General features: G+C 54.4%; 13 protein-coding genes. 4 read left to right on the top strand and 9 right to left on the bottom strand.

What is annotated here, in order from left to right; genetic code table 11:
- Window positions 1–19: 19 nt before the first annotated feature.
- The 4 genes from SMB34_RS19070 to SMB34_RS19055 all read right to left on the bottom strand — a co-directional run bounded on the left by SMB34_RS19070 (window position 20) and on the right by SMB34_RS19055 (window position 4,862).
- The gene (locus tag SMB34_RS19070) at window positions 20–1,648 is read right to left on the bottom strand and encodes an alpha-glucosidase (RefSeq protein WP_037992409.1); all 1,629 of its coding nucleotides are present in this window, start codon (window positions 1,646–1,648) and stop codon (window positions 20–22) included.
- 37 nt (window positions 1,649–1,685) lie between these two features.
- A complete protein-coding gene (locus SMB34_RS19065) occupies window positions 1,686–2,525 on the bottom strand; it encodes a carbohydrate ABC transporter permease (RefSeq protein ID WP_007090838.1) in 840 nt (279 codons plus the stop codon).
- A gap of 1 nt (window position 2,526) precedes the next feature.
- Complete coding sequence (locus SMB34_RS19060) at window positions 2,527–3,450, bottom strand: carbohydrate ABC transporter permease (RefSeq protein WP_007090837.1); 924 nt, start codon at window positions 3,448–3,450, stop codon at window positions 2,527–2,529.
- A gap of 137 nt (window positions 3,451–3,587) precedes the next feature.
- Window positions 3,588–4,862: an ABC transporter substrate-binding protein gene (locus tag SMB34_RS19055; protein WP_205618069.1), complete on the bottom strand. Its 1,275-nt coding sequence runs from the start codon at window positions 4,860–4,862 to the stop codon at window positions 3,588–3,590.
- Between the two features lie 275 nt (window positions 4,863–5,137).
- Here SMB34_RS19055 and SMB34_RS19050 point away from each other — a divergent pair, with 275 nt between their 5' ends.
- From SMB34_RS19050 to SMB34_RS19045, 3 genes are all read left to right on the top strand, one after another.
- The gene (locus tag SMB34_RS19050) at window positions 5,138–6,121 is read left to right on the top strand and encodes a helix-turn-helix transcriptional regulator (RefSeq protein WP_051682424.1); all 984 of its coding nucleotides are present in this window, start codon (window positions 5,138–5,140) and stop codon (window positions 6,119–6,121) included.
- A gap of 303 nt (window positions 6,122–6,424) precedes the next feature.
- On the top strand, window positions 6,425–6,556 hold the full coding sequence (locus SMB34_RS21545) for a hypothetical protein (RefSeq protein ID WP_255356831.1): 132 nt from the start codon (window positions 6,425–6,427) through the stop codon (window positions 6,554–6,556).
- A gap of 665 nt (window positions 6,557–7,221) precedes the next feature.
- The gene (locus SMB34_RS19045; RefSeq protein ID WP_037992408.1) at window positions 7,222–8,511 is read left to right on the top strand and encodes a polyhydroxyalkanoate depolymerase; all 1,290 of its coding nucleotides are present in this window, start codon (window positions 7,222–7,224) and stop codon (window positions 8,509–8,511) included.
- Window positions 8,512–8,640: 129 nt separating this feature from the next.
- Here SMB34_RS19045 and SMB34_RS19040 read toward each other — a convergent pair whose 3' ends face one another.
- Window positions 8,641–9,021: a hypothetical protein gene (locus SMB34_RS19040; protein ID WP_037992407.1), complete on the bottom strand. Its 381-nt coding sequence runs from the start codon at window positions 9,019–9,021 to the stop codon at window positions 8,641–8,643.
- Window positions 9,022–9,164: 143 nt separating this feature from the next.
- Here SMB34_RS19040 and SMB34_RS19035 point away from each other — a divergent pair, with 143 nt between their 5' ends.
- Entirely contained in the window at window positions 9,165–9,905 is a 741-nt protein-coding gene (locus SMB34_RS19035) for an SDR family NAD(P)-dependent oxidoreductase (RefSeq protein WP_051682423.1), read from the top strand.
- 13 nt (window positions 9,906–9,918) lie between these two features.
- Here the strand turns inward: SMB34_RS19035 and SMB34_RS19030 are convergent, their stop codons facing one another.
- The 4 genes from SMB34_RS19030 to SMB34_RS19020 form a co-directional block, all read right to left on the bottom strand.
- Entirely contained in the window at window positions 9,919–10,533 is a 615-nt protein-coding gene (locus SMB34_RS19030) for an NUDIX domain-containing protein (RefSeq protein ID WP_051682422.1), read from the bottom strand.
- Window positions 10,534–10,546: 13 nt separating this feature from the next.
- Window positions 10,547–11,332, bottom strand: a complete 786-nt coding sequence (locus tag SMB34_RS19025; RefSeq protein ID WP_037992405.1) for an alpha/beta fold hydrolase — start codon at window positions 11,330–11,332, stop codon at window positions 10,547–10,549.
- A 176-nt stretch (window positions 11,333–11,508) separates the two neighbouring features.
- Window positions 11,509–11,667, bottom strand: a complete 159-nt coding sequence (locus tag SMB34_RS21100; protein ID WP_156484639.1) for an RSP_7527 family protein — start codon at window positions 11,665–11,667, stop codon at window positions 11,509–11,511.
- 524 nt (window positions 11,668–12,191) lie between these two features.
- The gene (locus SMB34_RS19020; RefSeq protein ID WP_240478876.1) at window positions 12,192–13,706 is read right to left on the bottom strand and encodes an NAD-dependent succinate-semialdehyde dehydrogenase; all 1,515 of its coding nucleotides are present in this window, start codon (window positions 13,704–13,706) and stop codon (window positions 12,192–12,194) included.
- Window position 13,707 lies beyond the last annotated feature (1 nt).

Raw genomic sequence — 13,707 nt, 5'->3', positions numbered from 1 at the left:
CCTCCCTCGACTTGTCGATTTATATCGTTCCGAAATAAAAGCCCCAGCCCGGCAGCGAAAGCTGATTGCCGGTAACCGATCCGCTGTTAAGGGCGAAATTCGCATCCGAACGCCCGGGCAAGGTCACGGTCCGGGCATCGGGTGTAGTGTTGAACACGCAAATGGTCCGGACCACGCCCGCCATCCGGGCATAGGCAATGACATTGTCATCGATATCGAGCATCTCGATATCGCCATCGATGATTTCCGGATGGATTTTGCGCCACGCCAGAAGATCGCGATAGAAACTGCGCAATGAATTGGGATCATCCATCTGTTCGGCCACGGCAAGCCCGCTATGATCCTGCGGGACCGGCAGCCACGGCGCGTCACTTGTTGTGAAACCACCATGGGGGATGTTGGCATTCATCCACGGCATTGGGGTCCGGCATCCATCGCGCCCCTTGAATTCCGGCCACATTTCAATCCCGTAGGGGTCCTGCAACAATTCATAGGGGACGATGGCTTCTTCAAGGCCAAGTTCCTCGCCCTGATAGATGCAGGGCGTGCCACGCAATGTGGTGTAAAGGGCCGGGATCATGCGAAGGCGGGCATCATTATCGCCACCCTTGTCCCTGCCCCAACGGGTCGCAACCCGGACGAAATCATGGTTTGACACCGCCCAGCACGGCCAACCATCACCAAGGACGTCAAACACATTGCGCAACATCCCGCGGATCAGCGGCGTTTCAAGCGGGCTTTCGAGCAGATTGATCGTGTAGGCCATGTGAAGCTTATCGCCCCCGGCGGTATATTCCGCCATCGTCGCCAGCGAATTGTCCGATCCGATTTCACCGACCGTCGTGGCACCGGGATATTTATCAAGAACCGCGCGCAGTTTTTTAAGGAACGCGATATTTTCCGGTCGCGTTTTGTCATAGACATGCATCTGGCGGGTATAGGGATTTTCCTTTGGCGCGCCTTCGGGCCGGTGGGTACCCGGAACCCATGGCGGGTTATCACGTAATTCCGCGTCATGGACATAGAAATTGGCGGTATCAAGCCGGAAACCATCCACCCCACGACGCAGCCAGAATGCCACATCGTCAAGCAACTGGGCCTGAACATCCGGGTTATGGAAATTCAAGTCCGGCTGACTGACCAGAAAGTTGTGCATGTAATATTGCTGCCGGGTGGTATCGAACTTCCATGCCGAACCGCCAAAGATCGACAGCCAGTTATTGGGTGGCGTGCCGTCCGGCTTGGGATCGGCCCAGACATACCAGTCGGCCTTGGGATTATCGCGTGATGACCGGCTTTCCTTGAACCAGGCATGCTGATCGGAACTGTGCGACAGGACCTGATCAATGGTGACACGCAGGCCAAGCGAATGGGCCTTTTCAACCAGATGATCAAAATCGGCCAAGGTGCCAAACATCGGATCGACATCCCGATAATCCGCCACGTCATAGCCGAAATCCTTCATCGGCGAGGTAAAGAATGGCGACAGCCAGATGCCATCAACGCCCAGATCGGCAATATAATCCAGTTTCTGGGTAATCCCGGGCAGATCACCAATGCCATCGCCATTCGAATCAAAGAAACTGCGCGGATAGATTTGATACAGGACGCCACCGCGCCACCAGTCAGGATTTCCGGCCAAAGCCATTTAAGTCACCTTAAGTCATGTGGGACGAGAAGCCGCATCAGCCTTTGACAGCCCCGGCGGTCAGGCCGGACACAATGCGACGCTGGAAAATCAGAACCAGAACAATCAACGGAACCGTCACGATCACCGATGCCGCCATGATATTGCCCCATGGCATTTCAAACTGGCTGGCCCCGGAAATCAGGGCGATGGCAACCGGCACGGTGCGCTGTTCATTGGTCAGGGTAAAGGTCAGGGCAAACAGGAATTCGTTCCATGCCATGATGAAGGCCAAAAGCCCGGTGGTCACCATCGCCGGCCACATGACCGGCAGGAACACACGCGTGATCACGGTCCACGGGCTTGCCCCATCCATCACGGCGGCTTCTTCAAGTTCACGGGGCAATTCGCGCATGAAGGCGGTCAGTATCCAGACCGTGAATGGCAGGGTCAGCATCATGTATGAAATCGCCAGCCCGAACATCGAATTATAAAGCCCGACGGCCCGGATCAGTTCGAACATGCCCGACAGCACCGCGACCTGCGGGAACATCGACACCGACAGGATCGTCACCAGCAACAATCCCCGCCCGGCAAATTTAACCCGTGCAAGCGCATAGGATGCCGTTACCCCCATCAGAAGCGACAGGGCCACAACCATCACACTGACAAAGATCGAATTGAAGATATTGCGACCGAACGGCTGTCCTTCAAAGACCGACAGATAGTTCGAGAAACTGAAACTTTCCGGCAGATAATTGACGTCAAACAGCGCAGACCCGGTTTCGAACGCGGTCAGGATCGCATAGTAGAACGGGAAAACGGCAAAGATCACGATCACCGCCACCAGAAGATAGAACCCTGCCTTCATCATCAGGGATTTGACATTGCGGTTCATCTTAATGTCCCCCTTCGTCAAGCCGGACCCGACCGATCATCATGTAGGCCATGATCGAAAAGGCGATGACCAGAAACAGCAGTGTCGACGCCGCCGAGCCGTACCCGACTTCCTGAAAATCGACCAGAAGCTGCCGGGCATAGACCGACATGGTCATTGTGTTCGGATTGTTCGGCGTTAAGACATAAATCACGTCAAACACACGCAATGCATCAAGGGCACGGAAGATCACGGCAACCATCAATGCCGGTTTGATCAGCGGCAATGTCACCTTGAAAAACACCCGGATCGGATGAATGCCATCGACACGGGCGGCTTCGTAACAGTCACTTGGCAGCATCTGGAGGGCCGCCAGTGTCAGAAGCGCCATGAACGGCGTGGTTTTCCAGACATCGACCATGATTACCGCGACCATTGCCGTATCGGGATTGGCTGTCCAGGCAACCGGCGATGCAATCAGCCCCAGTGACATCAGAAGATCATTGATGATGCCGAACTGGTCATGCAGCATCCAGTTCCACATCTTGGCCGATACAATCGTCGGGATCGCCCACGGGATCAGAACCGCCGCCCGAACCAGACCGCGCCCCTTGAATTCCTGATTAAGGACAAGGGCCACAATGATACCCAACACCGTTTCAAGCGAAACCGAAATCACGGTGAAGTAAATCGTGTTCCAGACTGCCTGCCACCATTCCGGATCGGCCAGAAGGCCGAACGTCTCGCCGTCATAAACCGCATAGAAATTTTCAAAGCCGATAAAGCCATAATTGCCAAGGTCGGAAAGATTTGCATCGGTAAAACCGAAGATGAAAGTCCGCAGCAACGGCCAACCGGCCACTGCGGCAAGAATGACCAGCATCGGTGTTAAAAACAGCCATGCCGAACGCCGTCTTGCACGCGTCAGGGACGAAGCTTGCGCCATGGGAACCGCTCTTGATCTTGAAGGGGGATGATCGATCATGACCGCCATCCATCAAACCGGCCAAAGCAAAGCCGGTACGAAAACAGGGTTGGAGCAACACCGGGAAAACAAGAGCCTCCCGGTGTTGCAAACCCTGTTTACCAGCCGGAACGTTTCACACGTTTCAGGTTGCGTTCAAGTCCGGTTATCGCCTGATCGGCGTTCTGCGATCCCGACAAGGATGCATGCACCGCCTGCCAGAACTCGCTTGACACCTGATTGTATTTCGAACCGGTCACGGTTGACGGGCGCGGTGCCGCACTGGTGAATGTTTCGTAAAGATCGCCAAAGAACGGGTTGGCCGAAAGGACTTCTTCGTCCTTGTAAAGATCGGCAATCGTCGGGTTATAGGATCCTTTGATCGCACGGCGTTTCTGTTCTTCGTAGGAGGTCAGGAACTTTACAAGATCGGCCGCCAGTTCCGGATTTTCCGAATATTTCGAAACTGACAACTGCCATCCGCCAAGGGCCGCCGCCGAACGGCCATCCGTGCTTCCCGTGGGCAGGGCAGCAACACCGACCTTGCCCTTGACCGGGCTGTCTGCCGAATTGGCCAACGCCCAGGCATAGGGCCAGTTGCGCATGAAGACCGAATTGCCTGACTGGAACACGCCGCGCGCTTCTTCCTCGGCATAGCCAAGAACGCCTTCGGGGGAAATGGTGCCAACCCAGTTTGATGCGGTTTCAATCGCCTTTTTTGCCTGATCGTTATTGATCGAAATATCGCCATTCGGTTCGACCACCGAACCACCATTGAACGAAACCACCCATTCCAGCGCGTTACAGGTCAGCCCTTCATAGGCGCGGCCCTGAAACACATGGCCCCACATCTTGTCATTACCGGCCTTGCGTTCGCCTTCCTGAATTTTCTGAGCCGTCGCAGTCAGCTGTTCCCAGGTTTCAGGAACGCTTTCGCCGTACTTTTCCAGCAGATCCTTGCGGTAATACAGCACGCCTGCATCCGTGTACCACGGCATTGCGACCAGCCGGTCTTCAAAGGTATTGTTAGTAACAATGGCCTCAAAGTGCTGCTTGGCCTCGTCCGCCATGTATTCGTTAAGATCGATGAAGTGGTTGCCAAGAATCCCCGGCCAGATCACATCAATCTGGAACACGTCGATATCGGATGATCCGGCAGCAAGAATCTGCTGATACAGCGCCAGTCGTTCGGTAGTCGAATTCGGGGTGGAAATTACCGCAACTTCGTTGCCGGTTTGCTTTGCCCATGCATCGACACCTTCCTGGCAAAGCGCAAGTTCCTGGCCGACGGCACCACAGGAAATAGAAATTTTTGCGGCATTGGCATGTCCGGCCATCACGAAAGCTGCGCCAAGAACGCCCGCCGTTGCGAGCAATTTTTTCATCAAGGTCATTGAGACCTCCCTAGGATGTTATCGGTTTTCCCATACAGCTTTTGGCAGCTGCTTTTGTTCGTTTTGATTGGTCTTTTTGTCCGGGTCGGGCACCCGTACCGGAACCCCAGATGCAATCACCGGCTGCAATCTGCTTTTGGTGATTGCTTCCCGGCGCGAAACCGCCCGATTGAAAAAGGATACGCCTCATCGCACCTTTTCAAAGTGTCATATCCTTCAAAGGATGATACTATTCTGCAAATTCGCGGCGATCAGAACATGAATAGTAGGACGATATGCGGATCATTCAGGAACGGATCACGAATCCACAGGGATATAGCTGGGGTTATTTTCACTATGTCTGGGATGATTTTCGCTGCAACTGGCACCAGCACCCCGAATATGAAATGACCCTGACGCTCAACGCCAAAGGATCGCGGTTGATTGGCGATCATCGGCAGACGTTTGACGGGCTGGATTTCGCCATGGTCGGCCCCAACCTGCCCCATCTTTGGGAATGCAAACGCATTGATCCGTCGCGCCCGATAGAGGTTTATGTGCTTTGGCTGTCGCAGGAATGGGTGGAAAACCTGACACGGGATTTTGTTGAATTTGCCGATTTCCACGAATTGTTTGCCCGTGCGCGCCGCGGTCTTTCCTTTCGCGATGAAACCGTGGAACAGGTTCGGGAAATCTGCCCGCATCTTGATGATGCCAAACCGCGGCGGCGCTTTATCCTGATGATCGAACTGCTTGAAGCCCTGCTTGCCGGGATCGACAAACCGCTGGCATCGGCCAATTTTGGCGGCGAAGCCGGGAAGAATAGCGAATCTATCCGGGTGGATCGCTCACTGGCCTTCATTCATGCCCATTACGCCGAACCGCTCCGGGTTTCATCGCTTGCCGATGTGGCAGGGGTCAGTGAAAGCAGTTTTTACCGGCTGTTCAAACGCTATACCGGGCGCAGTGTTGTCGAATATCTGAACGAATACCGGATTTCGCGGGCCTGCGTGCAGCTATCGCGCACCGATCTTCCGATCTATCAGATCGCCGAAAATAACGGCTTTAGCAATCTGTCTAACTTCAACCGGCGTTTTCGCCAGTATCGCGGAAAATCAGCCAGCGACTATCGCGAAAACATTCGCATTCATGGCCAGTTCCCCGATCACCCACCGATGCCCGATGCCCGCATCGGCGCCGTTCCGGCCCGCCCGCTGCCAAGCGAGGTCGACGGTGTCCCGGACCGTCGCACAGCCATTCCGGCATCCGCCGCAGAATAGGTCCTGCGAAGCAATACGGAACATCTGGAATGCGACGATGTTCCGTTTTGCGTTCTCCTATGGCCCACCCCCTTGAAGACTCGCGTAAAGCCTTTGTTTTCTGCGGGTTTCATTCGACCTGACACACAGTGTTCACCATCGATGTTCTCATTTTCAGCAGCAAAAAGAGAACATCGAGAACAAATAAATTTCATTTAAAAACATCAACTTAACAATTTAATCGGCCTTTGTTCTAATTTTGTTCTTGTGAGAACAAAACGGGATCAGTATGGTTTCTTCAGACAGATTGAGGAGGACATCGCCATGATGAAGTTGCTTGAAAATCCGAACCGCCTAAACGAGCTTTGCAGCACGGTCGCCGTGGTCGGAAGCACCGGATTTTTCCTGTTCGTGATTGGACTGGGAATGGCGCAAACCCTTCGCGGTCTGATCTGATCAAAGCTCATACCTTTTACGAAACCCGGATGGACTTCCCATCCAGGGTGACGACCGGCAGGCAACCCCGCACCCATACCCTGTCCCGTCTGTCGGTCGTCCCTCTTCCATCGGTCCGGGTCACGTAAATTGTAACCTGCATATTACTTTCGTTATTCCGCGCTACTTGACGCTGCTGTTTCCCCGACAGCAGCGTTTTTCTTTGATTGGTTCTTTCGGACCTCGAGTCCCGCAGATACTATACCATTGCATAGATCAGGACGGATTTACCCCATCTTTCAGGGAAAAACTATTATTGCAACGCAACAACTTACGCTGCATTGCAAAATTTCACTCGACAGCACCCCGAATGTTGGTTTGAATCAAGGTGAAAAACGAAAGTTTGGAAATTCATCATACTTTTAGGCTATTGATTGAAACCTGAAGTATCGTAGGATTCTGATGAATTGCAGGATTTCTGTTTATCGTGATTTTGCGGTGTCTTAGCCCGCAATCAGCTGAACCCCGGATGGTCACCCGCAAAAAACGGCCGGACGCGGGTTCGGAACTTACGAAAATCAGAAGGCCTGCCCACCGGAAATCCTTTCGGAAAAATGCAGCCGGGGACCAACACGGTCGATGCACCCCACCACCGAACCTTTGCATCGCCGGGGAGTGAGAGATTAATGCTGTACCATCTCTATGAACTGCAGCACGCCACCATCAGTCCATTGCGGATGGCGGCAGATGCCAGCAAGAAGTGGCTGCGCAATCCGGTCAACCCGCTTGCCTATACCCATCAGGGCCGTGCGGCGGCCGCCGCGTTTGATGTGTTCACCCATATCACACATCGTTATGGCAAGCCTGAATTTGGCCTTGATACCACGATCATCAATGGTGAAACCGTTGCCGTGACAGAGGAAATCGTTCACAGCGAACCGTTCTGCAATCTTTTGCATTTCAAACGCGAAACCGATCACCTTAAAAATCAGCCCGACGATCCGCGGCTTCTGATCGTGGCCCCGCTGTCAGGTCACTTCTCGACGCTTCTGCGCGGCACGGTTGAGGCATTACTGCCCGATCACGATGTTTACATCACCGACTGGATCGATGCGCGCACGGTGCCGGTGCATCTGGGTCATTTCGACCTTGATAGCTATATCGACTATGTCATGCAGTTCCTGCGCAAGCTGGGCCCTAATACGCATCTGATGGCAGTGTGCCAGCCATCCGTTCCGGTGGTTGCCGCCGTATCGCTAATGGCAGCAGGTAACGAGCCGTGCCAGCCGGCATCGATGACCCTGATGGGCGGCCCGGTCGATACGCGTGAAAACCCGACCGAGGTCAACAATTTCGCCAAACAGCACAGTCTGGACTGGTTTGAACGCCATGTCATTTCGCATGTACCGCTGCCCCATGCCGGTGTGATGCGCCGGGTTTATCCTGGCTTCATGCAGTTGGCCGGATTCATGAGCATGAATTGGGACAAGCACGTTTCCGCCCACCACGAGATGTTCACTCATCTTGTCGAAGGCGACGGCGAAAGCGCCGATGCCAAGCGCAATTTCTATCATGAATATCTGGCAGTGATGGATATGAGTGCCGAGTTCTATCTTCAGACGCTGAAAGCCGTGTTCCATGAACATCAGCTGCCCGAAGGGACGATGCGCTGGCAGGGAGTTCCGGTTGAACCGTCCGCCATCACCAAGACCGCCCTTCTGACGGTCGAAGGTGAACGCGACGATATCACCGGCATGGGACAAACTCGTGCCGCGCACAAGCTTTGCAGCAATCTGCCCGATAATATGCGCATGCATCACATCCAGAAGGGCGTTGGTCATTACGGCGTGTTTAACGGTCGTCGCTGGCGCGAACAGATCAGCCCGCGGATCAAGGATTTCATCCGCCGCCACGACCAGCAGGGCAAAGGCCGCCAAAGCGCGCCCGACATGACCCGGATCGAAGCCGCCGAATAGGCAGCGCCCCGATCCTCGGATGAATAGAACACTCAAAAGCCGCCCTTATCCGGGGCGGCTTTTGGCTTTGATGCCTGAGACGGGGGATATGGGGATGTGTTCACGCCCCGATCATCAGCTGGCTTGACGTCAAAAGCGCGGCTGAATCCGGCCATTGACGATTTCGCCACCATAGGTCCCGTCGCCATAGGCATATTGTTCAACCGGATGCAGTGTATCGACCAGATGCTGATAGACCGCAGACGCCGATGCTTCCCATGCACTGATCGATCCGATCACGACAGGATACGCCCCACCATCCAGCAATCCGATTGCCGTATCGATATCGTCATTGGTCACCGCGTTATTCCCATCACGCAGTGGCAGATGCACACCGATGACCTCATTGTTCTTGATTGCCATGATCCCGATGCACGATGAAAAGCCGGTAAACATGATCTGAGCCGCTTTGCCCCATTCCCGTTCGGCGATGGCTTCGGTATCGGCGGCCTGGCTAAAAACATATGGCATTGGATTGTCCCTGATTTGCGAAAGATAAAGGATAACTGACGCATCTGAGAGGGGTGTAATCCGTTACTGTGACAATCCATAAACCAACACGGTTTTGCCTACGTAAAACAGACAGGATAGAAAACCAGATCGGGGATCAGATCATGTCGATACCACCCGCCCCCAAACTGCAAAGTTTTGATGCTGCCAGCATCGCAATTGTAATCGGGGCAACCGGCGGCATCGGCCGGACCTTTGTGAAACATCTTCGCGATTGTGGCCGGTTCGATGGTGTGATCGAACTATCGCGCGGCACCCAGCCAGCCATTGATTTTGCCGATCCCGGCAGCATCGAAAATGCCGCCGCCTTTGTTCGTGATAAGGCATCTGCCAAGAACCAATCCGTTCGTCTGATCATCGATGCCACCGGTTATCTGCATGACGAGGTATTTCAGCCGGAAAAATCATTGCGCCAGATCGATGCCGATTACATGGCGAAATCGTTTCTGATCAACGCCATTGGCCCGGCTTTGCTGATGAAGCATTTCACGCCGTTATTGCCGCGCGACGGCAAATCGGTATTTGCCACCCTGTCGGCAAAGGTCGGTAGCATCGGCGATAACCGGATGGGCGGCTGGTACGGTTATCGTGCCGCAAAGGCCGCATTGAACCAGTTGGTCAAATGCACCGCCATCGAACTTGCACGCAGCAAACGCAATGCCATCTGCGTCGCCCTGCATCCTGGCACGGTTGATACCGGCCTTTCGGGCCCGTTTGCCAAATCGGGGCTAAATGTACAAAGCCCCGATTTGGCAACGGCCAATATGTTGATGGTGATTGACGGGCTGCAACCATCACAAAGCGGCGGTTTCTTTGCCTATGATGGTAGCGAATTACCTTGGTAAAGCTGCAAAAACATCAATCAAACAGCCCCTTCAACAAGGCGTGCTGTAACAGAATGACGGTTTTGGCATCCCTGATGCGACCATCCGCGATCATGGCCAGTGCGTCCTTGAAGGGCACTTCAAGGACGTGGATATCCTCGCCCTCTTCATGCAAACCGCCGCCCTCGCCCGCACGATGATCGCTTGTGACTTCGGCCACAAACAGGTGCAGGCGTTCAGTGACCGAACCGGGGCTCATGAACAGATCAAACACCTTTTGCGGTTTGCCGATCTTGTAGCCGGTTTCTTCTTCGACCTCGGCAATCACGGCGGATGCCGGATCGCGATCGTCAAGCAAACCTGCCGGAACTTCGATCAGCATGCCGTTTTCATGGCCGTTCACGAAGGATGGTAGACGAAATTGCCGTGTCAGGATCACGGTGCCAGCCCCGCGGTTACAAAGCAGGATGCCCGCCCCGTTGCCCCGGTCATAGGCTTCGCGTTGCTGATTCTGCCATTCGCCGTTGCTTCGGCGCAGATCAAAGCTTACGCGGTACAGGTGATACCAGTTGTCCGACAGGCGTTCGATGTCCTGAACGCGGATATCGTCGTTTTCCGGCAAGTTCCAACCTTTGGGAAGCTCGGTCATGTCAAAATATCCGTTAGCGGTTCAGAAATGCAGACAGAGTCAGCAATACCGCATCAGGTTTTTCGGCATGAACCCAATGGCCTGCGCCCTTGATGCTGGTAAAGGCCGCCTTGGGAAATAGCGACTTGATGTGATCGCGGTCCTTGGGATCGACATAATGCGAATTGGCCCCGGATATGAACAGCACATCGCGATCAAAACTGCCATTGGCCGTTTCGGGCCAGCCGGTGATGTCGGAGAGGTGGTTTGCCATGGCATCGATATTGACCTGCCATGACATTTTGCCGGTTTCCTTGTCGGTCGCGACATTCTGCGCAAGGAACTGACGCACGCCCTTTTCCGAAACGCCACGGACAAGTGCATCTTCGACTTCGGCGCGCCGCGATACTGCATCGAAATCCACCGACTTCATGGCACTGATATAGTCGGTATAGTCATGGTCATAGGTCACAGGCGCAATATCAACCACAACCAGATCGGCCACCAGATCGGCATCCTGTGACAGGGTCAGCACCATTGATGCCTTACCCCCCATCGAATGTCCGATCAGGTGAACCGGACCATTGGCAACATCCCGGATCAGTTCGGCGATGTCCGATGCCATCGCCGCGTAGGTCATGTTCGCATCCCACTCAGACCGGCCATGATTGCGCAGATCTGCGGTTACCACATGATACTTTTCCGCCAGACGCCGCGCGATGGCGGTCCAGTTACGCGCCTGCCCGAACAGCCCGTGCAGGATCACAAGCGTGCCATTGTCACGGTTTTCTTCGCCAAAGGCATAATGGGTAAGTTTCATCAAGCAGGCTCCGCATTTTAATTATCAGGCTGTTACATCAATAGCCGGACAATAGCGGCAGCAAAGGACGGCGTGAAGCCCTGCGATGGGGATGGAATCAAAACACCCCCGCATGGGAGGAATGCGGGGGTGTTTTTTGGGTCATTCGACCCGGTATTCATCGCCAAGCGTTAAGCTTAGGCACCAGCCGGACGGCCACCCGGAAGACGGTTACCGCCAAACAGGGAAGCAATTTTGCGGGCCAAAGTAACAACGGCTTTGCGGATCGCCTGAGCACGGAGTTTTTCGGCTTCGCGCTGCAGCGTGGTCAGATCGTAATCACCATAACGACGCATGGCTTTATCCTTTCCATAACAGGCGGAGCTATGTGCGCTCCGGTTTCGCGTTGATTTGTTCTGAAGCCGGTGTACGCCTGTTTATTCGATCCTACGAGACGAGTTTTTTCACCTCACCCATGCATTTGACGCATAGACAGACATAAGTTCGTCACAATCATTTCATGCGAAAGACGCATGATTGTCTCATGACAAATAAACCATTCAACTTGAACGAAATTTTCCCCGACCTGTTTTACACAGTTCAAACACAATCCGAACAGGCCGGATCAATTAGACCTCTATCCTTTGCATATAAAGGGATTGAGGCAGATCAAACAGGGTGATTTTAATGCTTAAAGCGGGGTCTTAAATGGCAATTTGCCGACAAATCGGTTTTAAATTGCAGACTCGATTCCTGGAATCGCACACCGTTCAATTTTGCATGGCTGATTAAGAAATCGGAGAACGGCAATTGCAGAGCACACAATTGCCGTTCTCCGATCTGAAAATTATCGCACGAAAACCACCGGATATTTGCGGGCTCAACCCAGTGCATAATTCAGATATTTGGGTTCAAGATATTCTTCCAGCCCCCAATGACCGCCTTCGCGGCCCTGTCCGCTTTCCTTTACACCGCCAAATGGCGCGCCTTCATGGGACGTGGTGCCATCATTGATGCCAACCACCCCGCTTTCAAGCCCATCGGCGATCCGCTGGATACGACCGATATCGCGACTGAAAAGATAGGATGACAGACCGGCCCGTACCCGGTTGGAAAGCTCGATCACCTCGGCCTCGGTCCTGAAACGATAGATCGGCGCCACCGGGGCAAACAGTTCCTCGTTAAAGCAATCGGCATCAAGGGGCACATCCGTCATGACAAGCGACCGGATGAAATGGCCTTCTTCGGGGCGGTCAGCACCGTAATGCATTATCGCGCCACGCTTTTTCGCATCATCGATCAATCGTTCAACTTTTGCCACCGCCTGACGATTGATCAGCGGACCAATATCCGTACCGGGAATAAAACCGTTGCCGATGGATTGCGCATGGCTTGCCGCGATGAATTTTTCGACAAAGCTTTCATAGACCCCGTCCTGCACGAAAATGCGATTGGCACAGACGCAGGTCTGGCCGCTGTTGCGGAATTTGGAAATCATCGCCCCGGCCACGGCGGCATCGATATCGGCATCATCCATCACGATGAAAGGCGCATTGCCGCCCAGTTCAAGCGACAGCTTCTTGACCGTCGGCGCACATTGCACCATCAGCCGTTTGCCGACCTCGGTAGAGCCGGTGAAGGACAGCATCCGTACGCGCGGATCCCCTGTCAGGGCCTCACCAATCGGCATGGGTTGGCCGGTCACGATGTTAAACACCCCCGCCGGGAAACCCGCCATTTCGGCAAGTTTGGCGGCGGCCAGTGCCGAAATCGGGGTATCTTCGGCTGGTTTGACAACAATTGTGCACCCCGCCGCCAGTGCCGGGGCACATTTGCGCACGACCATGGTCAGCGGAAAGTTCCATGGCGTGATCGCCGCCACGACACCCACGGGATGCTTTTGCACCACCACGCGCCGGTCGCGCTGGGTCGCGGGCATGGTTTGGCCGTAGGCGCGTTTGGCTTCCTCGGCATACCATTCGGCATAGGCAATGGCGCCGACAACTTCGCGCAAGGCCTGATCATAGGGCTTACCCTGTTCAAGCGTGATCAGGGCGGCCAGATCATCCTGATACTGTTCCAGAAGGTCGCGCCAACGTTTGATGTAGCCGGAACGTTCCTTTGCCAGCATGCGCGACCATGCCGGGAACGCTGCATCCGCGGCATCAATGGCGCGCCGTGCCTCGGAGGTGCGCATGAAGGGCACATCGCCGATAACCTTGCCGGTTGCCGGATCATACACATCAATGGCTTCGCGCGAATCAGCACGCGCCCATTCGCCATTGATGAATGCCTTATCAAGGTTCCAGTCGGCGATCAGCTTGCGGGCGCGCGATCTGCCCTCACGAATGGCGGTTTGGCTGGCATCGGGGGCGGCGTTGGACACAGCGGACATT

The sequence above is a fragment of the Thalassospira permensis NBRC 106175 genome (genome assembly GCF_000714555.1).
Lineage (GTDB): Bacteria > Pseudomonadota > Alphaproteobacteria > Rhodospirillales > Thalassospiraceae > Thalassospira > Thalassospira xiamenensis.
Note: the sequence above shows the minus strand (reverse complement) of the source record. Positions and strands in the feature narration are given on the sequence as shown.

Bases quoted from the DNA above. Each gene is read 5' to 3' on its own strand.
- SMB34_RS19070 (WP_037992409.1), bottom strand. From the start codon at position 1,648: ATGGCTTTGGCCGGAAATCCTGACTGGTGGCGCGGTGGCGTCCTGTAT.
- SMB34_RS19065 (WP_007090838.1), bottom strand. From the start codon at position 2,525: ATGAACCGCAATGTCAAATCCCTGATGATGAAGGCAGGGTTCTATCTT.
- SMB34_RS19060 (WP_007090837.1), bottom strand. From the start codon at position 3,450: ATGGCGCAAGCTTCGTCCCTGACGCGTGCAAGACGGCGTTCGGCATGG.
- SMB34_RS19055 (WP_205618069.1), bottom strand. From the start codon at position 4,862: ATGACCTTGATGAAAAAATTGCTCGCAACGGCGGGCGTTCTTGGCGCA.
- SMB34_RS19050 (WP_051682424.1), top strand. From the start codon at position 5,138: ATGCGGATCATTCAGGAACGGATCACGAATCCACAGGGATATAGCTGG.
- SMB34_RS21545 (WP_255356831.1), top strand. From the start codon at position 6,425: ATGATGAAGTTGCTTGAAAATCCGAACCGCCTAAACGAGCTTTGCAGC.
- SMB34_RS19045 (WP_037992408.1), top strand. From the start codon at position 7,222: ATGCTGTACCATCTCTATGAACTGCAGCACGCCACCATCAGTCCATTG.
- SMB34_RS19040 (WP_037992407.1), bottom strand. From the start codon at position 9,021: ATGCCATATGTTTTTAGCCAGGCCGCCGATACCGAAGCCATCGCCGAA.
- SMB34_RS19035 (WP_051682423.1), top strand. From the start codon at position 9,165: ATGTCGATACCACCCGCCCCCAAACTGCAAAGTTTTGATGCTGCCAGC.
- SMB34_RS19030 (WP_051682422.1), bottom strand. From the start codon at position 10,533: ATGACCGAGCTTCCCAAAGGTTGGAACTTGCCGGAAAACGACGATATC.
- SMB34_RS19025 (WP_037992405.1), bottom strand. From the start codon at position 11,332: ATGAAACTTACCCATTATGCCTTTGGCGAAGAAAACCGTGACAATGGC.
- SMB34_RS21100 (WP_156484639.1), bottom strand. From the start codon at position 11,667: ATGCGTCGTTATGGTGATTACGATCTGACCACGCTGCAGCGCGAAGCC.
- SMB34_RS19020 (WP_240478876.1), bottom strand. From the start codon at position 13,706: ATGTCCGCTGTGTCCAACGCCGCCCCCGATGCCAGCCAAACCGCCATT.